The sequence below is a fragment of the Acidovorax sp. NCPPB 3576 genome, from assembly GCF_028473605.1.
Lineage (GTDB): Bacteria > Pseudomonadota > Gammaproteobacteria > Burkholderiales > Burkholderiaceae_C > Paracidovorax.
Genome location: NZ_CP097267.1, coordinates 962,079 through 984,778, shown reverse-complemented (window position 1 = coordinate 984,778; position 22,700 = coordinate 962,079). Strand labels below are relative to the sequence as shown.

Sequence of the window (22,700 nt, the reverse complement as noted above, 5' to 3'; positions counted from 1 at the left end):
TGTTCTCCGGATGCGGGGTGACGGTCAGCGGGCGACCGCCGTGGGGGCGAGGTCCTGCGCGCGTTTTTGCACCGCCTGGAATTGGGGGCCGAACGCAGGGCGCTTGATGTAGCGCCCCTGGCCTGGCTCGGCGCGCAGGTCGCCATGGGCGAACACCACGCGGCCCTGGCTGACGGTGTGGCTGGGAATGCCGCGCACGGTGCGGCCCTCGAAGATGTTGAAGTCGCCCTTGCTGTGCTGCGTCTTCGCCGAAAACGTCTTGGTGCCTTGCGGGTCCCACAGCACCAGGTCGGCATCGGCCCCGGCGCCGACGAAGCCTTTGCGCGGGTAGATGTTGAAGAGCCTGGCCGCATTGGTGGAGGTGATGGCGACGAACTCCGAGGGCGTGAGCCGGCCGGTGTTCACGCCGCCGTCCCAGATGGCGGCCATGCGCTCTTCCACGCCGCCCGTGCCGTTGGGGATCTTGGCGAAGTTGTCGCGGCCCATGGCCTTTTGCGCGGCGCAGAAGGTGCAGTGGTCGGTGGCCGTGGTGTGCAGCTGGCCCGATTGCAGACCGCGCCACAGCGCCTCCTGGTGTCCGCCCGAGCGGGGACGGAACGGCGGGCTCATGACGTGGGCGGCGGCGGTGGCGAAGTCCGGGTCGCGGTACACGCTGTCGTCGATCAGCAGGTGGCCGGCCAGCACCTCGCCGAACACGCGCTGGCCCCGGGCGCGGGCGCGGGCGATGGCTTCGGCCGCTTCGGCGCAGCTCACATGCACCACGTAGATGGGCACGCCCAGCACGTCGGCGATGGCGATGGCGCGGTTGGCCGCCTCGGCTTCCACCATGGGCGGGCGGGCGAGCGGATGGCCTTCGGGGCCGGTGATGCCCATCTTGGCCACCTCCTGCTGCAGCAGGTACACCAGCTCGCCGTTCTCGGCATGCACGGTGGGCATGGCGCCCAGCTCCAGCGCACGCTGAAAGCTGTTCACCAGCGTTTCGTCGTCGCACATGATGGCGTTCTTGTAGGCCATGAAGTGCTTGAAGCTGTTGATGCCCTCTTCCTGCACCAGCGTGCCCATGTCGGCCCGCACCTGATCGCTCCACCAGGTCACGGCCACGTGAAAGCCGTAGTCGGCCGCTGACTTTTCGGCCCAGCCGCGCCATTTGCGGTAGGCGTCCATCATCGGCTCCTGCGGATCGGGGATCACGAAGTCGATGATGCTGGTGGTGCCGCCCGCCAGGCCCGCCGCCGTGCCGGTGAAGAAATCGTCCATGGTGACGGTGCCCATGAAGGGCAGCTGCATGTGCGTGTGCGGATCGATGCCGCCGGGCAGCACGTACTGGCCGCTCGCATCCAGCGTCTCGGCGCCGACGGGCGCCTCGCCCGCCACATCGGGGCCCACGGCGGCGATGCGGCCGTCCACGCACAGCACGTCGGCGCGCTCCTCGCGGTCGGCATGCACCACGGTGCCGCCGCGGATCAGCAGGGCGTTGGAAGGGGTCGGGCTCATGGCAGATCTCCTGAAAGATGAAGGGGTGGCCGCCGCGGTCAGGCGCGGCGCAGGGGCGCGGGCGCCGGGCGCACCTGGCCGGCCATGCCGAGGCGGTACACCACGGCGGCAATCGCCAGGCCGATGAACCAGGCATAGGCATAGATCTGCTTGAACACCTCGCCCACGCCGGGGAAGGCAGCCGGAAACGCGGCGTTCAGAAAGCCGGGAATGTTGGGCGCCACGCCCAGCAGGAAGGCCACCACGGCCACCGCGTTCCAGCCGCCGCGGTAGCGGTAGGCGCCGCGCTCTTCGTACAGCGCGGCCACGTCCAGCTCGGTGCGGCGCACCAGGTAGTAGTCCACCATCAGGATGCCGGCCACCGGCCCCAGCAGCGCCGAGTAGCCGATGAGCCAGGTGAAGATATAGCCCTGGGTCGATTCCAGGATCTTCCACGGCATCATCGCGATGGCGATGCCCACGGTGATGTAGCCGCCCACGCGGTAGCTGATGCGCGAGGGGCTCAGCGCGGAGAAGTCGTAGGCGGGCCCCACGAGGTTGGCCGCCAGGTTCACGCTGACGGTGTCGATCAGCAAGATGATGAGCGCGATCAGCACGGCCGCGCCCGTCATGCGGCTGGCCAGGTCCACCGGGTCCCACAGCGCCTTGCCATAGATGACCACCGTGGCCGAGGTGACGAACACCGCCAGCGCGGCCAGCAGCCCCATGGGCACCGGCAGGCCGATGGCCTGGCCCACCACCTGGTCCCTTTGCGATTTGGCGAACCGCGTGAAGTCGGGAATGTTGAGCGCCAGCGTGGCCCAGAAGCCCACCATGGCGGTCAGCGACGGCCAGAACACGGCGCCGAACTGCCCCTCCTTCTTGCCGCCGGGCGCGAACTGCGAGGGCTGGTCCAGGATGGGCCCGAAACCGCCCGCTTTGTCATACGCCCACCACAGCAGCAGAAAGCAGATGACGATCTTGATCGGCGCCGTCCAGGTCTCGAGCTTGCGGATGGACTCGATGCCGTGCACCACGAAGTAGAACTGGATCGCCCAGAACACCAGGAAGCACACCAGCTGGCCCAGGTTGATGCCCAGCCCCGCGATCTTGTCGCCCGCCAAAGGGTGCCCGAGGAGCACGCCGGCCAGCGTGTAGATCATCATGCCGCCGAACCAGGTCTGGATGCCGTACCAGCCGCAGGCCACCAGTGCGCGCAGAAGCGCCGGCAGCTTGGCGCCGCGCGTGCCGAACGAGGCGCGCGCCAGCACCGCGTAGGGAATGCCGTACTTGGCCCCCGCATGGCCGATGAGCAGCATGGGCACCAGCACGATCAGGTTGCCCAGGAACACCGTGCCCACCGCCTGCCCCCACGACATGCCGCTGTCGATCAGGCTGGCGGCCAGGGTGTAGGCGGGAATGCACATCACCATGCCCACCCACAGGGCCGCGAAGTGATACCAGCGCCAGGTGCGCTGGTGCGGCTGGGTGGGCGCCAGGTCGTCGTTCCACAGTTCGTTGCTGGCACCAGGGGCATGCAGGGTCTTCATGGGACGGTCTCCGGGACGTTGGGGACAGGCAGGCAGGCAAGCGGAAAGGACGGCGATGCGCGGCGCAGCGGCTCAGGCGGCCACGCGCTGCGGGTTGTTGGGGTGCATGGTCCAGTTGGCGTACTCGCCCGTCACCACCTTGCCTGTGCGCGCATCGACCTCGCCGGGCGCGAGGCTGCGCAGCGTGATGCATTCGGGCACGGGGCAGATCGACACGCACAGGTTGCAGCCCACGCATTCGGCATCGTTCACCTCGAAGCGGCGCACGCCGCCGTCCTTGGTGAAGGTGATGGCCTGGTGGGAGGTGTCTTCGCACACCACGTGGCAGCGGCCGCATTGGATGCAGGCGTCCTGATCGATCACGGCCTTGTCGATGTGGTTCAGGTCCAGCTGCTTCCAGTCCTTGACCGTCGGCACGGCCTGCCCGCGGAAGTCGTCGAGGGTCTGGTAGCCGTGCGCATCCATGAAGTTGGACAGCCCGTCGCACATGTCCTGCACGATCTTGAAGCCGTACACCATGGCGGCGGTGCAGACCTGCACGGTGCCGCAGCCCAGGGCGATGTACTCGGCCGTATCGCGCCAGGTGGAGATGCCGCCGATGCCGCTGATGGGCAGGCCGGCGGTCTGCGCGTCGCGCGCGATCTCGGCCACCATGTTGAGCGCGATGGGCTTGACCGCCGGGCCGCAGTAGCCGCCGTGCGAGCCCAGGCCGCCGGTGCTGGGGCTCATGACCATGCGTTCCAGGTCCACGCCCATGATGGAGTTGATGGTGTTGATGAGCGACACCGCATCGGCCCCGCCGGCCTTGGCGGCGCGAGCGGGCTGGCGCACGTCGGTGATGTTGGGCGTGAGCTTCACGATCACCGGCAGCCGGCTGTAATGCTTGCACCAGGCCGTCACCATCTGGATGTATTCGGGCACCTGGCCCACGGCGGCGCCCATGCCGCGCTCGCTCATGCCGTGCGGGCAGCCGAAGTTCAGCTCGATGCCGTCGGCCCCCACGTCCTCCACCATGGGCAGGATGCGCTTCCAGCTTTCTTCCACGCAGGGCACCATGAGCGAGACGATCATCGCGCGGTCGGGCCAGTTGCGCTTCACGCGGCGGATCTCGTCCAGGTTGGTCTGCAGCGGGCGGTCGGTGATGAGCTCGATGTTGTTGAGCCCGATCACGCGGCGGTCCTGCGACATCAGCGTGGCATAGCGCGGGCCGTTGACGTTGACCACGTGCGGGTCTTCGCCCAGCGTCTTCCAGACCACGCCGCCCCAGCCCGCCTCGAAGGCGCGGGTGACGTTGATCTCCTTGTCGGTGGGCGGTGCGGAGGCCAGCCAGAACGGGTTGGGGCTCTCGATGCCGAGAAAGCGGCTGCGGATGTCTGCCATGGGAAATGCTCCGTGGGTGCGGGGTGTGGGAAGGAGAAGGTGCCGGCCGTCAGCCGCGCAGCGCCTCGCTGATGGAGAGGGCGGCCACCTTGCCGTGCTCGACCGCCTCGACCGTGAGGTCGCGCCCGCCGGCACGGCAGTCCCCGCCGGCCCACAGCCGTGCCACGCTGGTGCGGCCCATGTCGTCGGTGGCGATGCGCCCGGCCTGCAGGGCCACCGTGGGGCCGGCGTGTTCGGGCAGGTAGCTCTGGCCGATGGCCTTGAGCACCATGTCGGCCTCCAGCGTGAAGGCTTCGCCCGTGTCCACGAGCCGACCGCCCGCCAGGGCCGTGGCCGCGAACCGCATGCCACGCACCACCCCGCCCTCGCTGAGCAATTCCTTGGGCGCTGCCCAGTGGCGGATGGCCACGCCGTTCGTCTGCGCCCAGCGTTGCTCCACAGCGGAGGCGGACATGCTGTCGGCTCCGCGGCGATAGACGATGGTCACCTCTTCGGCGCCCAGCTTGCGCGCCTGCACGGCAGCGTCCACGGCCGTCATGCCGCCGCCGATCACGACCACGCGGCGGCCCACGGGGACGGCCGAAAGGTCCTGCGCCTGGCGCACATCGGCAATGAAATCCACCGCGTTGCGCAGCCCCTCGGCCTGCGGCTCGGCGATGCCCAGCGCATTGACGCCCGCCAGGCCCAGGCCGAGGAAAACGGCGTCGTAGGCCTGCAGCAGGCTGTCCACGGTGACGTCGCGGCCCAGCACCTGGTTGCAGCGCACCTCGATGCCGCCGATGGACAGCAGCCACTCGATCTCCTTTTGCGCGAAGCCACCCGTGGTCTTGTAGCTGGCCAGGCCGTACTCGTTCAAGCCGCCCAGCTTGGGGCGTGCCTCGAACAGCACCACGTCGTGCCCGCGCACCGCCAGGCCATGGGCGCAGGCCAGCCCTGCGGGCCCCGCGCCCACCACAGCCACCCGACGGCCCGTGGGCGCGGCACGGGTGAACAGGGGCGCGCCCGGGTCGGCAAAGTACGCATCGGTGGCGTGGCGCTGCAGCGCGCCGATCTCCACGGGCTTGTCGTCATGCGAGTTGCGCACGCAGGCCTGCTCGCACAGCACCTCGGTCGGGCAGACGCGGGCGCACATGCCGCCCAGCGGGTTGGCCTCCAGAATGGCACGGGCCGCGCCGCGGTCGTTGCCCTGCGCGATGCGGTGGATGAACGAGGGAATGTCGATGCCAGTCGGGCACGCCGTGGCGCACGGCGCATCGAAGCAGTAATAGCAGCGCTCGGCCTCTACCAGGGCCTGCGCCCGGGTGAGCGGCGGGTGCGCATCGCCGAAGTTCACGGCGTAGTCGGCCAGGTTCAGGCGTGCGGCATGAATGCCGCAGGCGCGGCTTGCGGTCGTTTCCATCGGGGGTCCTTGGGACGAAGGGTCAGGGACGGGAGATCAGGGACGGGAGAGGGGCACACGGACGCGGCGGGGCGCATGGGCGTGCCTTTTCCGTCGCTGGCGGGGCCGGGCGCAGGCGGCCGGGCGGCCGCACATCGGAACAGTCTGCAGAGGTTTCATCGGGGGCCTCGCTGTCGTGGTGCAGGTGTCTTCGGCGGTGCCGTGCCCTGCTGGTTTTCAATTTACCAACCAGTAAAAATTTACCAATCGGTAAAATCCCCTAGTGCAAACACCGTGCCAGCGAAAACACCCCGCAGTCGTTCCACAATGGTGCAAATGAGCCCTTCGCCCAAGCCCTCCCGCCCCGCGCCTGTGCGAACACGCACCGCCCCGCAGCCCCCCACGTCCGATGGGGTGCCCGCCGACCCGGTACGCCCGCCCACCGCCTCGCGGCTCAAGAAGGAGCAGGCCATCCTCACCGAGGCGGAAACGCAGTTTGCGCAGTTCGGCTTCGAGGGCGCATCGCTGGAGAGCATCGCCGCGGCCATCGGGCTCAGCCGCCACAACCTGCTGTATTACTTTCCGAACAAGGAGGCGCTGTACCTGCGCGTGCTGGACGATGTGCTCAACCAGTGGCTGGCCGGCATGGAAGAGATGTCCCACGGCGATGATCCGCACAAGGCGCTGCGCCGCTACATCCGCGCCAAGCTGCGCTCGTCGCTGGAGCGGCCCAACGCCGCCAAGGTGTTCGCCAAGGAGGTCATCGCCGGCGCGCCGCGCTATGCGGGCGTGATTGCCGAACGCGTGGGCCCGGTGCTCAAGAACGACGTACGCACCTTCGAGCGCTGGGCGCGCGAGGGCCGCATCGCCAAGGTGAATTTCACCCACCTGATGTTCATCATCTGGTCCGTGACCCAGGCCTATGCCGACCAGCAGGCCCAGTTCGCGCTGCTGCTGGGCAAGCCCGCCCTGACGGAGCGCGACTACGACAAGGCAGAGGAATTGCTCTGCCACCTGGTGCTGCGGGGCCTGGAGCCCGGGCCATCGGCGCCCGGGCAGGACTGAAGCCCGGCCGTTGCGCGGTTTTGCCGGACCGCTTGGCATGGCCAGGCCAGGAGCCGACGGCATCTGGCGGCGCCGAGGCAGTGCGAAAATTCCATCGCTTAGACTTCCCGGCTGCCTGCGCGCACTGCTTCGCACCGCCGCGCCCGTCCACCCGCTTTCTATCCGCCCATGGCCAAACCGTCCATTTCCCTTGCTGTTTTCGGCATCGCCGTTCTGGCGGCCGTGCTGGTCATCTACCTGCCCGGCTGGAACCATGCGTTGCTGTTCGACGATCTGCGGCTTTCCGACGGCGCCATCTTCGGCAGCTACGGCAGCCTGCTCACCTTCAAGCAGCGGATGCTGTCCTATGGCAGCTTCATCTGGGTGGACTCCTTGGCCGGCCCCGGCTGGGGCAAGCAGCGGCTCGTGAACATCGCGCTGCACCTGGCCACGGTGGCCGCGCTGTATGCCCTGGTGCGCGACCTGCTGGCCCGCACGCGCTTCCCGGAGGAATTCGAATCGCAGCCGCATTTCGGCCTGTCGCGGCAGGCGGCAGTGCGGGTGGGCGTGGCCCTGTTCGCGGTCAACCCCATGGCGGTGTATGCGGTGGCCTATCTGGTGCAGCGCTCCATCGTCATGGCCACGCTGTTCGCGGTATTGGCGTGCTGGTGCTTCGTGCGGGGGCTGTCCGGCCGGGGCGTGCTCTGGTATGGCCTGGCCCTTCTGAGCTACGTGGCGGCGGTGCTGTCCAAGGAGCACGCGGTCATGATCGCGGCGATGGCGGTGCCTCTGTACATCCACGTGCGCCGCCCCAGCTGGAAGACCATCGCCACCCTGGCGGGCGCCTGCGCCGCGATCATTGCGGTCGCGGCGGTGATCTTCTTCGGCATCTACGGCGAATTCATCGGCAAGCTGTTCGACCAGCGCTCGCTGGACTTCGCCAAGCAGTTGGAGCGCCTGAGCCCCGGCATCACGCAGCGCATGTACCCGCTCAGCATCCTGAACGAGGCGGCGCTCTTCTTTGCCTACGGCTTCCTCTGGTTCTTCCCGAACGTGATGTGGATGTCGGTGGACCTGCGGCCCGCGTTCCCCCTGTCGTATGCCGCGTTTCCGCAGATTTTGGGCGTCTTCGGCTATCTGGCGCTGTGGGCCGCTGCGATCTGGGCCGTGATACGCCGCCGTGGCGCATTGAGCCTGGTAGGCGTCGCGCTGATGTTCCCCCTGCTGCTGTTCGTGACCGAATTCGCGACGGTGTGGGTGCAAGACCCGTTCGTGCTTTACCGCAGCTATCTGTGGGCCATCGCCATGCCGGTGCTGATCGCCATCGTGCTGACCGGATTCAAGCCGAAAACCATCTATGTGCTGGGCTGCATGGTGGGCCTGGTGTTCAGCCTGCTGGCCTTCGAGCGCGTGGAGTCCCTGCGGGACGACTACGCCGCGTGGGGAGACGCCGCTGAAAAGATCGACCTGCAGGCATCGCCGAGCGCCGTGGGCCGCTGGCGGCCGTTCCTGAACCTCGGCGCCTATCACCTGGACCGCGGCTCGGTCGCCGAGGCCCAGAAGAGCTTTGCCACCGCCGAGGCGCTGGGATCGCTGCAGGGCTCCGCACGCTTCAACATCGGCGTTGCCTTGCAGCAGCAAAAGAAACATGCCGAGGCGCTGGCTGCGTTCACGGAGGCCGAAAAGCAAGGCTTCACCGATCTGCCGCTGTACTACCACCGGGGCGAATCCGCTTTCGCGCTGGGGCAGTTTGCCGCAGCGTACGACAGCTTTACCCAGGGCATGACGCGCGCTGCCGAAGGCATCACCGACAAGGAAGTCGACCGCATGCGCGAATCGATGCGCATGCGCCGTGCCGAAGCCGCGATTGGCGCGCAGCGGTACGACGATGCCATCAGCGATTTCAGCACCTTGATGAAGGCCACGCCCAACAACCAGCGGCTGATGCTGGGCCTCGGGATGGCGCAGGTCGGCAAGGGCGACACGAAGGCGGCGATTGCGCTGTTCGACCAGATCATCGCGCGCACGCCCAACGCCGCCGCGGCCTACTACGGGCGGGCCATGGCCCACCGCACGGCCGGCCGCCTGGACGACAGCCTCAAGGACCTGGACCGCGCCATCGCGATCGATCCGCGCAATCCGCAGTATCCGCAGGTGCGCGCCCAGGTGGCGGCCCTGAAGAAATAGCCCGCGTCAGCGAACCCCGTGGCACTGCGCGTCCTGCACATCGGCAAATTCTTTCCGCCCTACCTGGGCGGCATGGAAGTGTTTCTGGCCGATCTCATCGAGGCCCAGCGCGCCCAGGGCATCGAAGCGTTTGCCCTGGTGCACGGCACGCCATTGCCCCAGGATCCGCCCTGGCTGGTGCGGGTGCCGGTGCAGTTCAATCTGGTGTATGCCCCGATCGCCCTGGGCTTTCGCTCGGCGCTGGGGCGGGCCATCCGGCGCTTCCAGCCCGATGTGCTGCACCTGCACCTGCCCAACAATTCCGCGCTCTGGGCGCTGACGCTGCCTGCGGCCCGCAAGGTGCCGTGCGTGGTGCACTGGCATTCGGACATCGTCGTCTCGGACATCAAGCTGTCGGTGGCGCTGGCGTACTTTTTGTACCGCCCCTTCGAGCATGCGGTGCTGGACCGGGCGCAAATGATCTTCGCCACGTCGCCGCCCTACCTGGAGGCCAGCGCGCCCCTGCAGCCGTGGCGCAGCAAGTGCGAAGTCATTCCCCTGGGCATCAACCTGCGGCGGCCGCCCCCGCCCGCCACCTTGCGCAGCGAGTTGCAGTGGGGCCCCAAAACGCAGCTGCGGCTGCTGTCCATCGGGCGCCTCACCTACTACAAGGGGTTCGAGACGCTCATCAAGGCGGTGCAGGCCATGCCAGGGGTGGAACTGGTGATCGCCGGCGAGGGCGAGTTGCGGGTGTCGCTGGAATCCCTGATCCGGGACACCACGCCCGCGGGCCGCGAACCCGCGGTGCGCCTGGTCGGCTCGGTGCTCGATGCGGAAAAGCACGCCCTGCTCGAAGCCTGCGACGTCTTCTGCCTGGCTTCCCGCGAGCGCACCGAAGCGTTCGGCATCGTGTTGCTGGAAGCCATGATGCACAAGCGCCCGTGCGTGGTGACAGACCTGCCCGGCTCCGGCATGCCCTGGGTGGTGGCGCACGCACGCTCCGGCTTGCATGTGCCCATCGAAGACGTGGAGAGCTGGCGCAGCACCCTGGCCCGGTTGCAGCACGACACGCGGCTGCGCACGCAGTTCGGCGAAGCGGGATACCAGGCGCTGCTCCAGCATTTCGACATTGCCCAGTGCGAACGCGCGCTGGCGCACCAGTACCAGTACCTGGCCCTTGGCAGCACGCCGGCCCCGCCCAATCCGCGCGTGCTGGTGGTGATCTCCACGCGCAACCATGCAGCGAGCATCCAGCACCTCATCGAGCGCGTTCGCTCGCTGGTGGGGGCCGATGTGCTGGTGGTGGACAACCGCAGCAGCGATGGCACCTGCCATCTGGCGGAGAGCGCGGGCGCGTGGGTGCTGCGCCCACTGCTGGCCATGACCACCTGGGGCAGCCTGCAGACGGGGCTTCGCTACGGGCTGTCGCGGGGCTATGACGCGGTGATCACCATCGATGCGGAAGGCCGCTATGAGGTGGAAGAGATCTCCAGCCTGCTGTCCCGCCGCCAGGACGGCGATGTGGTGGTGAGCCATTTCGCGACCCGAACCAGTTGGGCGCGCCGTTTGGCGTGGGGCTGGTTCCGGTTCCTGACAGGGTTTGCGCTGCACGACTTCGTGTCCGGCTTTCGCCTGTACAACCGCAAGGCCCTCGAAGTGGCGGTGTCCACCGAGGCCACCCTGCTCGACTACCAGGACATCGGCACCCTGCTGCTGATGCGGCGCCAGGGCCTGCGCATCAAGGAAGTCGCCTTGCCCATGCACACCGCCAAGGTGGATCGCTCGAAGATTTTCCAATCCTGGGCCAACGCGCTGCGGTATGTGGCAGTGTCGTCCCTGCTGTGCATTGCGCATTGGCGCACGCGCGGCTCGGCAGAGTAGCCCCAGGGCTTATCGAAGGATCGCCTGCATCCTTGCAATGAAGGCGGCTTCGGTGAATTGCTGGGCGCGCAGCCGGCACTGGGCGGACAGGTCTTCGCCATGGATCTGCTCGATCTGTGTCACGGCGTCCATGACGGCCCCAGGCGTGGGCGCAGGAGCGACCAGGACACCCGTCTGGCCGGGAACCACGGTCTCCAGCAATCCGCCTTCGGCCACGCCGATCACGGGCTTGCCTGCGGCCATGGCCTCCACGGGGGACATGCCGAAGTCCTCATCCACGGGCAGATAGATCACGCAGCGCGCGTTGCCCACCCAGTGCCGCAGCGCCTCATCGGTCTGCCAACCGGTGAATTGAATGTTGGGCGCATTTCCCGCCAGGGCCTTCAATCGCTCCAGCTCCGGCCCGCCCGACAAGACCACCAGGGAGCGATTTGGCATCTGCAGGAAGGCCTGCACGATCACCTCCACCCGCTTGTTCGGCACCAGCCGTGCGGTGGACAGGTAATAGCCCTCGTCTCCCAAAAAACGAAAGTGCTGCGTCGCCACGGGGGGATAGACCACCTCGGCGTCCAGCCCCGTGTAGCGATGGAGCCGTGCCCGCACGTTCTCGGAGTTCACGAAAATGCGGTCCATGCGCCCGATGGCCGCCTCGTACTGCGCCCGGAACCAGCGCACGAACAGGGCGTACGCAGGCCGCAGCCAGAACGGAAAACCGGCCAGCGTGCTGTCGTACAGGTCGTAGGCAAACCGGGGAATCGTGTGGCAGTAGTACAAGCGCCGGCCAGCCCGCTGTTGATAGACGGCCAGGGGCGCGTAAAAGCCGCTGTACAGCACGGTCTGTGCATCTTTTAGAAGCCCCGCCCGGAAGCGAAAGCACCACAGGCTCTCCAGAATGCGCGGCAGCACGGAAGACCAGCCACCGTGCAGCGTCTGCACCGTGGCGGGAGAAGCGCTCATCAACGGCTGGGCATCGGGGTAGCAGCGGCTGACCACGGTCTGAAACTCGGGAAAGGCCTCCGCCAGCGTGAGCGTCACGCGCTCCGCACCGCCGGCCACCTGCATGAAGTCGTACAGCAGGTAGTTTTTCATGCCAGCAAGATCTCCAGCCGAGCCAGCATGGTCTGGGCCCGGGCGCTCCAGTCGTGCGCCTGCACGAAGCCGTCTGCAAAGCCGGGGGAGCGTGCCTGCGCCTGCTCGCGCGCGCGCACCACCGCATCGGCAAACGCCTGTGCACCGTTGCCATAGCAGGCCAGGTCGCCCATGCCATGCCGCAGCGCTCCCAGGTCGGTGCTCGCCACGCCCAGCCCGGCCGCGATGTACTCGTAGAACTTCAAGGGGCGCTCCACATAGCGCATGCGGCCATCGGCCTCGCGAAAGGGAATCAACCCCACCTCGTGGCTTTGGAGAACTGCCGGTAATTCGTTGCGCGCCACGGCGCCGCACCAACGGAGATTGGCCGGCCACCCGTGCTGCGGCGGGGCGCCGGGCGCATGGACATCGAACGTCCAGTCGGGCAGCAACTGCGCCACCTGCGCGAGCAGCCCGATGTCCAGCCAAGCCGTCAGCCCTCCCACGTAAACTGCGCTGCGGGGCCTTCGCGCGATCGGGTGGTCATGGCTTAAAGGCACGAGCATGCTGGCCTCCACGCCATTGGGAATCTGCTCCACCCTGGCCTGCGGATTCAGCGCATGCGCGTATTCCGCCAGCGGTTGCGAGACGGCCCACACCTCATCGAAACAGGCGCTGCCCACCATCGACTCGAGCGCATTCACCAGCACCGGATGAAGGTCCCGCGCAAAGCCCCGCGGCCAATCGTTGAGGCGGCAGACCTTCGCATGCGCAGTGATCTGGTGCAGCAGCAGCATGTTGGGCGCCACGTCGGCAATGCAGGCGTCGAACTGCACGTTGCGCAGCGCCGCCGGGCAGCGGTGACCATACGCTTTCAACTGCCAGGGCCAGCGCAAAAACCACCGATGCGCCGGAAAAAACGACTGAACGCTCCATTCGGTCAGGCCGGGAGAGATGCCCACCGAGCGCTCCCGCAATCCACCGCCCCAGGCCCGGGCCAGCCTGGCATGGCGTTGCCGGCCGATCACGTCCATGGGCGACGAGAGGGTGGGCACATAGTCCACCGCCCACCCGGCCGCCGCCAGCGCTTGCGCCAGATGTTGCGAGCCGACTTTGGTGCCGCCATCAATGAACGACTGGGTGCCAAGAACGAGGGCGCGCATGACGTCAGTGAGCCGCGCTGGTGGGGCCCGCCAGCAAATCCCGTACTTCGTCGCGGAGCCACTGGCGCGTTACCGCGGCGTTGAAGCGCCGGCTGGCACGGTCGGAAGCGTGCTTCATGGCATCGATGTTTTCGGGTGTGAGGCGGGAGAGCTGGGCGGCCAGGTCTGCCGCTTCAAAGCTACCGCTGACCACGCCGCACCCCGACTCCGTCACCAGTGCCTGCATTTCGGGCGAGGGGCCGATGGCAATCGCCAGGCGTGCCTGCATGAACTCGAAGAACTTGTTGGGCAGCGCATGCAGGTAGTTGAAATTGGTGGGCGGCAGCAGGAACAGCCCAATGTCGTGGCCATTGGTGTGCGCCGCGATGTCCCGCATGGGGACAGGCGGGATGAACCGGATGCGGGCATGCCGGGCTGCGCGATGCTTCAGCGCCGCGAAGTATGCCGGGTCTTGCTCCACCAGCATCAGGTCCAGGCTGAAACGGTCGTCCAGATGGTCCATGAGGTCGATCATCACCTCGATCTTGCGCGAGGCGATGGCTGCGCCGTGGTGGATCAGCCGGATGCGGTCAGCCTGCGTGGGCCGTACAGGCAAAGCCTGCGGTTCTGGGCAATTGGGCATCACCGACACCGGCACGCCGTAACACCGTTCGTACTCGCGCGCAATGCCTGCGCACACCGTGCTCATGCGCGCCACGCGGGGCAATGCATCACGGCAGGTGGCATCGAAGAAAGGCCCCAGCAACATGCGCCATGCCCACAGGTCCTCGAATTCGCGCGGGGCATATTCATGCGCGTCCAGCCACACGGGCGCCTTGCCTGCCAGCCGCAGGGCCATCGGCAATGCCATCACATCGTTGGCCAATACCAAGTCGAAGCCTGCGGGCACCTGCGCGGCGGCTTTCTCCAATGCGCGGATCTGCGGGTGCTGCCAGTAATACGTTTCATAGCGGCGCAGCGCCAGGCGAACCGCATTGCGCAGAACCACGCCAGGGTCGGGCCGGGGCTGCTCCACCGGCGTGAAATGCCGCACTCCGGGCGGGCAGTCTCCAAAGCCCATCACATGGACCTCATGCTCCGCGCTCAGCGCCTCGTATTGGCGCATCACACGCGGATCGGAGGCAATGGGCGAGAGCGACAGCAGCAGCACACGGGCCATGGCTACGTCAACCCGCGAAATGCCGGGCGTGCCAGCGCGTGAAATTGATCCAGCGCCACACCTGCCAGCTGAAAGGCCGCTGGCCTGCGACCACCTGGTCGAATGCCCTGAGCACTTCGTCCTGGCGAAAGAACGGCAACCCAAGCGGGTGCCGCAGCCATTCGCGCACCTGGGGCGCCATCTGCACGAGCCACGCCTGTTCCGGCGTGGCGAAGCCGATCTTGTCCCGGCGATCGAGCACCTCTTGCGGCACCAGTCCCCGCATGGCACGGCGCAGCAGATGCTTGGTCTCGCCTTGGGGCGACACCAGGTAATCCTCTGGCAAGGTCAGCAAGAAGTCGGCAAGCCCCGTGGTCAGAAAGGGCACCCGGCTTTCCACCGAGAATCGCATGGAGTTGCGGTCCCCGTGGCGCAGCAGCCCTGGCAAGCCCACGCCGTGCAGCGAACGGGCGAGTTCGGCCACCAGGCGCCTTCCGGGGGCGGTTTGGGGGGGCGACTCGCGCGGAAAGCGCAGGGCGACGCCAGCGTCTGCGAGCACCCGCCCATCCAGCCAGGGCGGGCTGGCATCGGCACCATTCATGCGCCGCAGCGCCTGGTAGGCAGTGTCGCTCGTGTATTCGGCCACGGCCGCCTTGAGCCCATCCAGGCCGGCCCTGCCGGGCCAACGCCCCCATTGCCGCAGGAATGCCGCAGCGCCCAGCCACCGCCCCTCATCCAACAGGCTGTGCACACGCGGCCCGGGGTAGCCGACATAGCCGCCGCACAATTCATCAGCGCCCTGCCCGTCGAGCGTGACGGTCATGCCGTGCTCTCGCGCCAACTGAAACACCCGGTACTGGGCATAGATGCTGGTGCTGCCAAACGGCTCGCCCTGCGCCGCGATCATGTCGTCCAGGTCGGCCGCCAACTCCTGGGGCGCGATGCTCACCTTGTGCGCCACAGCCCCCGCATAGGCATTCATGCGATCGACCCATTGCTCTTCCGAAACGGAGCTGCCCGATGCAATGAAGCTGAACGTGTGGATCGGCGCATCGGGCTCCAGATGGCGCATGCAACCGACGATGGCAGACGAATCCAGCCCACCGGACAGGGCCGCGCCCAGCGGAACATCGCTGCGAAGATGAAGCCGAACGCTGTCCAGCAGACGGCTGCGCAGGCCATCCGCTGCGTCGTCAAGCGTCAGCCGCTGAACCGGGGCAATCGTCGGCTTCCACCAGGCGTGCAGCTCAAGCTGACGGGACTGGAGGTCGTAGGTAAAGCGGTGGCCAGGCGGCAGCGCGCGAACATCCGCAAAGAAAGTGCGCGCGTCGTTGTCGTAGCGGCCGTGCGCCAGATAGTCGTACGCGACGTGCCAGTCCAGACGGGGAGCAGAGGACCGCAGGGCCTGCACGGCTGGAATCTCGGAGGCAAAGCACAGCCCCTGGTGATCTGCGTGGTAGTAAATCGGCTTGATGCCGAACGCGTCGCGGGCACCGTGCAATGTTCCGGAACGGCGGTCCAAAAGGACAAAGGCGAACATGCCCACCAAACGCGGCAAGGCGCGCTCGCCCCACACCTGCCAAGCCTGCAGGAGAACTTCGGTGTCAGACCTGGAATGGAATTGCCGCCCTAGCTGTTCCAGTTCGCGCCTTAATTCGAGATAGTTATAAATCTCTCCGTTGAACACCAGCGTGAAGTTTTCATCGCTACTGGACATGGGCTGCTGAGCCGCCGAAGAAAGGTCGATCACGCTGAGGCGTGTATGGCCCAACGCGACCATCGCTCCATCGGTGCGCCAGAAAGCAGACGCGCTTTCGTCCGGGCCTCGTCGCTGCAGCAAATGAAGAGCCGCCTTTAATCGACCTTCGAGGCGGCCATCCCCGATGCCCGAAGCACTGCCTGCTATGCCGCACATAGGGTCGGCCTATTCTGAAGCGAGGCCATCATGGATTGTTGGACATGAAGTTCCCCACCGGGCTTGGCAATGAATGAATCACTTCAAGTCGCAGATCAGGGGTTGGTGCAAGCACTTCCGTGCAGATTCGAGAGCAACTGATCCACGATGTGTGCTGCGGCATGGCCATCGCCATACAACTGGGCACTGGTATCGACGGTCCGCTGCACTCCATCGGCAATCGCCTGCGCGATGCTTTGCGCATCGTCCGGCGCGACCAATACATTGGCGCCGATCTCGACGAGTTCAGTCCACTCCGTTTCAGTGCGCAGCGTCACACATGGCTTGCCGAAGAAATACGCCTCCTTCTGCACCCCGCCTGAGTCCGTGACGACCAAGGTGCAGGCCTTTTCCAGTTGAACCATTTCGAGGTATCCGACCGGGTCCAGCAAAGTGGCGATGGCCTCCAGCCGATCGAGCAAACCCAAGCGACCCAAAGCCCCACGCGTGCGCGGGTGCACCGGAAAAACCATGTGGATCGCGCGTGACGCTCTCTCCAGAGCCTCCACGATGGCCTGCAGGCGTTTGGGATCGTCCGTGTTCTCTGCGCGATGGATGGTCACCAACGCGAAGGGGCGGTTGCCCACGCCGGCCGGCAAAGGGAGGTTCACGGCTTTGCTGGCATAAAACAGCGAGGCGTCGAACATCACATCTCCCGTGCGAACCACTTGCTGCCCGGCAATCCCCTCGGCCTTGAGATTGGCCACTGCGGAATCGGTGGGGGCAAACAGCAGGCTGGATACATGGTCCGTCACGACGCGATTGATTTCTTCCGGCATGGCGCGGTTCCAGGAGCGAAGCCCCGCCTCGACATGCGCCACCGGAATGTGCAGTTTCACGGCAGCCAAGGCACCGGCCATGGTCGAATTGGTATCGCCGTACACCAGCATCCAGTCGGGACGCTCTTCCACCAACACCGATTCGATCTGCTCGATCATCCGGCCGGTCATCGCGCCATGCGATAGCCCCCCCAGAGCGAGCATGCGGTGCGGCCGCGGAATGGACATCTCGTCGAAGAACACGTCGGACATGTTCTTGTCGAAATGCTGGCCCGTATGAACAATCAGTTCCTGCACGGCCGTACCAGCCTGCTGCCTCGCCTGAATCTCATGCGAAACCACTGCCGCTTTGACGAGTTGGGGCCGTGCCCCGATGACGGTGAGAATCTTCATTGTTGATGCATTGGGAAATGCAGCGGATGACGGATTGCCGGCTTCAGGCATCAATGAACTCCTGCTGCCACAGTTCCAGCGACAGCAGGGCCCACAAGTTGCGGTTGAACGCCCCCTGTGCGCCGATGAGGCGGCCTATGTCGGCGCCGGGTTGCAAGTAGCCCCGCTGCCGCGCACGCGTCGAACCCAGCACGTCCTGCACGAACTCCGACGCCCGTCCCTTGCTCTTGAGCCACTGGTTCAGCGGCACCGGGAAGCCCATCTTGTCACTGCGTTTGCGGATGGATTCGGGCAGACGTTGCCCGAAAGCCACGCGCAGAAGGCGCTTGAGTTCACCGTTGGCGAACTTGATGTTCGGTGGAATGGTGGCGGCAAACTCGACCACGGGGTGATCGAGAAAGGGCACACGCGACTCCAGGCCGTGGGCCATGCTCATTCGATCTTCGACCTGCAGCAGCGCTGGCAACAGCGTCTTGAAGTCGAAATGCGTCATCCGGTCGAAGTAGGCCTCAGGACCGACATTGTTGCCCCAGAATATTTTCTTGTAGGCATCACGCACCGGCTCAAAGTCCACGGCAGCAGAATCAATCACCCCACCCAGCATGTTGGCCCGGTTGATCAACCGGAAGTAGCGCTCATCGCGTGGGCCGAACAACCCTTCCGACCAAAACTCCTTGATCAGTGGCTGGTATTCCTTGAGCGTTACCAAGTTGGGGATGATGGATTCGTAGGTGACGATGAACTGGCCGCCGTGTGCCGTCCCCTCGATGGCCCCCTTGATGCACTGCTCGAAATAGGCGACCAGATAGCGCGCGTAGCCACCGAAAATCTCGTCGCCCCCTTGTCCGCCCAGCACCACTTTGAGCTTGCTGGCCGCCAGCCGCGAGACCATGAATTGAGGGAAGGCGCCGGGACCGGCGATCGGACCGTCCAAGTGATAGATGACCTTGCGGATATTTTCGACAAAGTCATCTTCGCTGATGTCCTGCACGTAACACGACATGCTGTTCTCGGCCGCCACATCCTGTGCATAGCGAGATTCATCATAGGAAGGGCCGTCGTTGAAGCGGCCATTGAAGATTTTGAACGGACCGCCGGGCCTTGCCTCACGCGCCAGGATGGCCAGCAAGCTGGAATCGACGCCCCCGCTCACGTAGGCCCCCACATCGACATCGGCAAGCAGATGGAGGTTGACCGACTCGGCCATCAACTCGCGCAAACGCTCAACGAAATACTGTTCCGTGTGATAGAGGTCAGGCTCGTAATGGATCTCCCAATAACGGCTGAGTGCCAACCCCCCGCCCGGAGCGATCGTGCCGCGATATGCGGCAGGCACCTCGTGCACGCCCTCGAGCAATGCGGCTCCGCTGATGGTGAACTGGAAAGTAAAGTACTCGGACAGGGCTTGGCGGGAAATGCTCCGATGGGCCATGAAGGGCGTCAATGCCTTGATCTCGGAGGCGAAATACACCACTCCAGCCTGCTCCGTGTAGTAGAGCGGCTTGATGCCGAAACGATCACGCGCCAAAAACACCTTGCTCGTGCGCGGGTCCCACACCAAAAAGGAAAACATCCCGCGCAGGCGACCGACGCAGTCTTCACCCCACTTCAGGTAAGCCCGAAGGATCACTTCGGTATCGCTTTGGGTGCGGAACTCGCCTCCGATCTCCTCCCGCAGTTCCCGGTAGTTGTAGATCTCGCCGTTGTAGGTAATCACCACGCCCGAATCGACATCGTGCATGGGCTGAGAGGCATGCGCCGAGAGATCGATGATGGACAGACGCATGTGCGCGAAGCCCACCCTTCGGTCACCCGATATCCAGGTGCCTTCCCCGTCCGGCCCCCGGTGGCGCTGGCGTGCAATCCCGGTGGCCAGCACCTGCTCTGCGCTGTCCACTGGTGCGGCAGCGACGAAACCAAAAATGCCACACATGGTTCAGTGCCCCTGCTTCGCTACTGCAGCCGCGACATCGCGGGCAAACACGGTTCTGACGCCTCGGCGCTTGAGTTCGGCCAGCAGGTCACGGTAGAAGTCGCGCAAGCCATAACCCGTGTGGATGTCGCTTTCGAAGTGGCTGCGCGGCACCGATGTGAGATCCGCAATTCCCTTGGTCAGCCGGCGGCGCAGATGGTCATCCGGCGCATTCAGGTAGATCAGCATGGGATGCACATTCAATACCTTCAGGCCCGGGCTATCCAGGCCGACGCGCTCCAATGCGAGAGGCTCGCCCACATCGACGTGAATGCCATCTTCCCAGACATAGGCCATCTTCACCAAGCCGTTGTAATCCACATAGGCTTGGGCGAAAGGCTGGCGCCAAAGAAAGGTGCTCAGGTCGTAACGCAGCCCGCACTCTTTTGCGAGGTCACTGATGTTCTGGCCAAAGAAATTGCGATGGCAGCGCAGCCCGACAGCGTCCGGGAATATCTCCATCAGATCGGGCAGCTTTCGAGCGAAGCGGTGCACTGGATCGGGGCGGGTATTGTCCGGATGCAACCCGATTTCGACGAATTCTGTGGACGCTTTCAACAGCGGGCTGTCGTGGGTCGCATAGGCCGTGATCTTCATGCCGGCCTGGGCCACCAGATCGAGTACGGCTTGCGTGGCGTAATCGGGCGCCCAGTCGATGTCCGTGGTGAGGACAACGGTATCTAACCCATCCAAGTTGTAAAAATCACGGAACGGATCGTCTTTGAAATAATGTTGCATGCTGCTCATGACATATCCGCTTTGGGCGTGCGTCCGGGCGCGAAGACCCGCTGGTACATGGACGCGAAAGCCTCTGCTTGCGCGGAAAATAGATACTTGTCGGCCTTCGCGATCAAGGCAGGACGAAAGCGGTCCGGTCCTCCCAAGGTCACATCGAATATCGCATCAATGGCTTTGGCGTAATCCTCGGACTTATGGAATGGCACCAGCACGCCAAAGCCTTCCGCTTCCACCACGCGCCGCACATTGACCAGTTCGCTGGAGCCGATCATCGGCGTACCCGCCGCGATGAATTCGTACATTTTGTTGGGCGAAGAGATTTTGGTGTTCAGGTCCAATGCTTGATACGGCATGACCCCCACATCGACAGAGGCGGCCCAATCGACAATTTCGCTCCAGGGCACCGGGTCCATGAAATGCACCCGGTCCGATATGCCCAAATCCAGCGCCATCTGCTGGAATTCTGGGATCTCCATCCCCCAAGTCAGCAAAATCAAATGGGCTTGCACCTCTGACAGGGCCAATCCTTCAAACAGCAGGTGTATCTTGCGCGTGCGATTGATGCCCCCCATGAACATCAGAGTCGGTGTACCTGGCTCCAGCCCCAGATGGTCCTGCACGACCGTCGTCCGCCGGTGGATGTCAAAGCCGGGAGGCTGCTCGGTGGCATTGGTGAGGGGTGTATAAGACCCCACCCCATGATCGCGCTGCATCACGCGGGCTTGATCCTCGTTGATGACGACGATCTCGTCGCAATGACCGATCAACGTGTGCTCGGTTTGGAGCAGCCGTTTCTTGCGGTCCCCGACGATGCCAGGCTGGTAGCTATACAGTTCGTGCGCGTCATAGATCAAGGGGATACGGCGCCGCTTGGCAATCAGCGTCGCCACGCGCAATGCCGGCAAGTCGTGGGCGTGAACCGCATCAACGCGATCCAGTTCGCCTCCGAAGCGCAGCACCTTGCGTTCCCAACTGTCCAGCGGCTGCCCCATGAAGTGCTCAATGATGTCGGGGTGAAGCCCTTGCAACGCCTGGGGAACGCGCTCCTCGAACGAAAAATCTCCGGAAGCGAACGACCAAAGACGGCCCCATACATAGGCGTCGCAGGTCAGCAGCGCCAGCGGCACCCCGACCACCACACGCAACGGATTGCGGCTGCCGCGCAGCTGCTCCAAGCCATAGCGGGGATAGCGCAGGCTGGACCACAGTGGCGACATCCCTCTGGCTTGGGCCTTGAGGGCCCGTGCGCGGCTGAGGCCGAACTGCAGCTTCGCGATCCGCACGCGCGGGCCAGCGGTTGCGGGCCCCGGGGACTCGCGACTGAATTTGCGCCATCCCGCCAATGCGGTCCAATTGAATGAGGCCAACGCCAGTACCAGCACCGCAGGCTTACGGATCAAACCCGGCAATTGGTTGGCTGCAATCAACTGCTTGATCGAGAAACGCGGGGCCATCAAAGCCGCCACGGCCCTACCTAACGTGCTGCCCAACAGCTTGCGCGTGATGCCCAGCGCAGCGTTGAAGCGATCACGTGATATTTGGTCGAACTCTGCATCCAACTCCTGCTGGATCAAATCGTCTTCGTCAGGCCCCTTCCACGCATCCTCGAAAGCGGTGAAAGTCGGGTCATTGCCGTGGCTCAGCAAGGCTGATTCATTGAATCGGACAATGGGCAAGCCATCGATTTGCGCGTCATTGCCACCCAAAATGCCATAGGCAGCCACCAGGGCAACACGATGGCCCTGCTCGCGCAGGAGCTTGGCCTCCAGCACGATTCGACGGTCGACCATGCAATTGCGATCGATCATCAGGATATTGGAAGAAGACTGGGTCACGAACTGGCCTTTTTTGCTGCGAGTTCACGCTCCAGCAGTTCGACATCCGACTCGACGGCTTGATGCAAAGCGGTAATCGCCGATTGCGCTTCGGCGGGGTAGTAATCTGCGAAGTGCGTCATCCACGGGTGCTGCTTGCCCGACTCCTTGTGCCGCAGCTTCCGGATGGTCCCGACGATGTGTCCCTCCCCCCCCACCACGAGTGCGCCCCCAGGAATATTTCCCCTTGCACGGGTCATCGCTGCGATGAACGCCCCACGTCCGACCACCGTGCCAGGCAGCACCACCGCGCTGGTGCATACCGCAGACCCTGCGCCAAGAGTCACACCCTCCTTGAGGCCAGATGGCGGAATAGGATCATTCGTGAGCACGACATAGGGAAAGATCCACACCAGGTCGCCGATCACCGCGCCACGGCCCACGTGCACATTGCTATGGAACCGCACCCAATCGCCGATCACCGTGTCACCTTCAAGATCGTTGAAGCTGCCGATCTGCAAATTCACCCCGGCCTTCACCCCTTCTCGGATAAGAGAGGTATGACCTACCCTCAAATCCGCACCAAAGCTGCTGCCCTCATACAGGATGGAGTGCGATCGGATCACGCTGCGCGGCCCGATCTGCAGCGGTTGTCCTTGGTACTCGCCCCCGGCAGGATGACCGATGACACAAAAATCGCCAATCACCGTGTCATCGCCGATTTCAACGTTGTCGTGGATTCTGACGTGCGCGCCCAGCGTGACATTGCGGCCTATCTTGGCCTTTGTCGAGATCATGTCTGTGGTCAT

General features: G+C 65.0%; 16 protein-coding genes. 3 read left to right on the top strand and 13 right to left on the bottom strand.

Translation table 11 applies throughout. The features are described from left to right. Positions 1–24 precede the first annotated feature (24 nt). From hydA to M5C98_RS04625, 4 genes are all read right to left on the bottom strand, one after another. Positions 25–1,494 (bottom strand): dihydropyrimidinase, encoded by a 1,470-nt coding sequence (gene hydA / locus M5C98_RS04640; RefSeq protein ID WP_272551267.1) that lies wholly within the window; start codon positions 1,492–1,494, stop codon positions 25–27. A 38-nt stretch (positions 1,495–1,532) separates the two neighbouring features. After that, a complete protein-coding gene (locus M5C98_RS04635; protein WP_272551266.1) occupies positions 1,533–3,023 on the bottom strand; it encodes an NCS1 family nucleobase:cation symporter-1 in 1,491 nt (496 codons plus the stop codon). A gap of 72 nt (positions 3,024–3,095) precedes the next feature. Next, positions 3,096–4,403: an NAD-dependent dihydropyrimidine dehydrogenase subunit PreA gene (preA, locus tag M5C98_RS04630; RefSeq protein ID WP_272551265.1), complete on the bottom strand. Its 1,308-nt coding sequence runs from the start codon at positions 4,401–4,403 to the stop codon at positions 3,096–3,098. 49 nt (positions 4,404–4,452) lie between these two features. Then, a complete protein-coding gene (locus M5C98_RS04625) occupies positions 4,453–5,802 on the bottom strand; it encodes an NAD(P)-dependent oxidoreductase (RefSeq protein WP_272551264.1) in 1,350 nt (449 codons plus the stop codon). 306 nt (positions 5,803–6,108) lie between these two features. On the opposite strand from M5C98_RS04625, the gene M5C98_RS04620 reads away from it, so the two are divergent. The 3 genes from M5C98_RS04620 (at position 6,109) to M5C98_RS04610 (ending at position 10,872) form a co-directional block, all read left to right on the top strand. After that, positions 6,109–6,846: a TetR/AcrR family transcriptional regulator gene (locus tag M5C98_RS04620; protein WP_272551263.1), complete on the top strand. Its 738-nt coding sequence runs from the start codon at positions 6,109–6,111 to the stop codon at positions 6,844–6,846. Between the two features lie 168 nt (positions 6,847–7,014). After that, positions 7,015–9,012 (top strand): tetratricopeptide repeat protein, encoded by a 1,998-nt coding sequence (locus M5C98_RS04615; protein ID WP_272551261.1) that lies wholly within the window; start codon positions 7,015–7,017, stop codon positions 9,010–9,012. A gap of 18 nt (positions 9,013–9,030) precedes the next feature. Continuing rightward, on the top strand, positions 9,031–10,872 hold the full coding sequence (locus tag M5C98_RS04610) for a glycosyltransferase (RefSeq protein WP_442867229.1): 1,842 nt from the start codon (positions 9,031–9,033) through the stop codon (positions 10,870–10,872). 9 nt (positions 10,873–10,881) lie between these two features. Here the strand turns inward: M5C98_RS04610 and M5C98_RS04605 are convergent, their stop codons facing one another. From M5C98_RS04605 to M5C98_RS04565, 9 genes are all read right to left on the bottom strand, one after another. Beyond that, complete coding sequence (locus M5C98_RS04605) at positions 10,882–11,961, bottom strand: glycosyltransferase (protein WP_272551260.1); 1,080 nt, start codon at positions 11,959–11,961, stop codon at positions 10,882–10,884. Beyond that, the gene (locus M5C98_RS04600) at positions 11,958–13,103 is read right to left on the bottom strand and encodes a glycosyltransferase (RefSeq protein WP_272551258.1); all 1,146 of its coding nucleotides are present in this window, start codon (positions 13,101–13,103) and stop codon (positions 11,958–11,960) included. Before M5C98_RS04600 ends, M5C98_RS04605 begins: the two co-directional genes overlap by 4 nt. A gap of 4 nt (positions 13,104–13,107) precedes the next feature. Continuing rightward, positions 13,108–14,262 (bottom strand): glycosyltransferase, encoded by a 1,155-nt coding sequence (locus M5C98_RS04595; RefSeq protein ID WP_272551257.1) that lies wholly within the window; start codon positions 14,260–14,262, stop codon positions 13,108–13,110. A 7-nt stretch (positions 14,263–14,269) separates the two neighbouring features. Continuing rightward, entirely contained in the window at positions 14,270–16,156 is a 1,887-nt protein-coding gene (asnB, locus tag M5C98_RS04590) for an asparagine synthase (glutamine-hydrolyzing) (RefSeq protein ID WP_272551255.1), read from the bottom strand. Positions 16,157–16,251: 95 nt separating this feature from the next. Beyond that, on the bottom strand, positions 16,252–17,418 hold the full coding sequence (gene wecB, locus M5C98_RS04585; protein ID WP_272551253.1) for a non-hydrolyzing UDP-N-acetylglucosamine 2-epimerase: 1,167 nt from the start codon (positions 17,416–17,418) through the stop codon (positions 16,252–16,254). After that, positions 17,411–19,300: an asparagine synthase (glutamine-hydrolyzing) gene (gene asnB / locus M5C98_RS04580; protein WP_272551252.1), complete on the bottom strand. Its 1,890-nt coding sequence runs from the start codon at positions 19,298–19,300 to the stop codon at positions 17,411–17,413. The genes wecB and asnB (M5C98_RS04580) overlap by 8 nt, the downstream gene beginning before the upstream one ends. A gap of 3 nt (positions 19,301–19,303) precedes the next feature. Then, positions 19,304–20,086: a polysaccharide deacetylase WbmS family protein gene (locus M5C98_RS04575; protein ID WP_272551251.1), complete on the bottom strand. Its 783-nt coding sequence runs from the start codon at positions 20,084–20,086 to the stop codon at positions 19,304–19,306. Continuing rightward, positions 20,083–21,912, bottom strand: coding sequence for a glycosyltransferase family 4 protein (locus M5C98_RS04570; protein ID WP_272551250.1), 1,830 nt, complete (start codon positions 21,910–21,912; stop codon positions 20,083–20,085). The genes M5C98_RS04575 and M5C98_RS04570 overlap by 4 nt, the downstream gene beginning before the upstream one ends. Next, positions 21,909–22,700: an N-acetyltransferase gene (locus M5C98_RS04565; RefSeq protein WP_272551249.1), complete on the bottom strand. Its 792-nt coding sequence runs from the start codon at positions 22,698–22,700 to the stop codon at positions 21,909–21,911. The genes M5C98_RS04570 and M5C98_RS04565 overlap by 4 nt, the downstream gene beginning before the upstream one ends.

Coding starts and splice junctions, on each gene's coding strand:
- hydA (WP_272551267.1), bottom strand. CDS start 1,494: ATGAGCCCGACCCCTTCCAACGCCCTGCTGATCCGCGGCGGCACCGTG.
- M5C98_RS04635 (WP_272551266.1), bottom strand. CDS start 3,023: ATGAAGACCCTGCATGCCCCTGGTGCCAGCAACGAACTGTGGAACGAC.
- preA (WP_272551265.1), bottom strand. CDS start 4,403: ATGGCAGACATCCGCAGCCGCTTTCTCGGCATCGAGAGCCCCAACCCG.
- M5C98_RS04625 (WP_272551264.1), bottom strand. CDS start 5,802: ATGGAAACGACCGCAAGCCGCGCCTGCGGCATTCATGCCGCACGCCTG.
- M5C98_RS04620 (WP_272551263.1), top strand. CDS start 6,109: ATGGTGCAAATGAGCCCTTCGCCCAAGCCCTCCCGCCCCGCGCCTGTG.
- M5C98_RS04615 (WP_272551261.1), top strand. CDS start 7,015: ATGGCCAAACCGTCCATTTCCCTTGCTGTTTTCGGCATCGCCGTTCTG.
- M5C98_RS04605 (WP_272551260.1), bottom strand. CDS start 11,961: ATGAAAAACTACCTGCTGTACGACTTCATGCAGGTGGCCGGCGGTGCG.
- M5C98_RS04600 (WP_272551258.1), bottom strand. CDS start 13,103: ATGCGCGCCCTCGTTCTTGGCACCCAGTCGTTCATTGATGGCGGCACC.
- M5C98_RS04595 (WP_272551257.1), bottom strand. CDS start 14,262: ATGGCCCGTGTGCTGCTGCTGTCGCTCTCGCCCATTGCCTCCGATCCG.
- asnB (WP_272551255.1), bottom strand. CDS start 16,156: ATGTGCGGCATAGCAGGCAGTGCTTCGGGCATCGGGGATGGCCGCCTC.
- wecB (WP_272551253.1), bottom strand. CDS start 17,418: ATGCCTGAAGCCGGCAATCCGTCATCCGCTGCATTTCCCAATGCATCA.
- asnB (WP_272551252.1), bottom strand. CDS start 19,300: ATGTGTGGCATTTTTGGTTTCGTCGCTGCCGCACCAGTGGACAGCGCA.
- M5C98_RS04575 (WP_272551251.1), bottom strand. CDS start 20,086: ATGAGCAGCATGCAACATTATTTCAAAGACGATCCGTTCCGTGATTTT.
- M5C98_RS04565 (WP_272551249.1), bottom strand. CDS start 22,700: ATGACCACAGACATGATCTCGACAAAGGCCAAGATAGGCCGCAATGTC.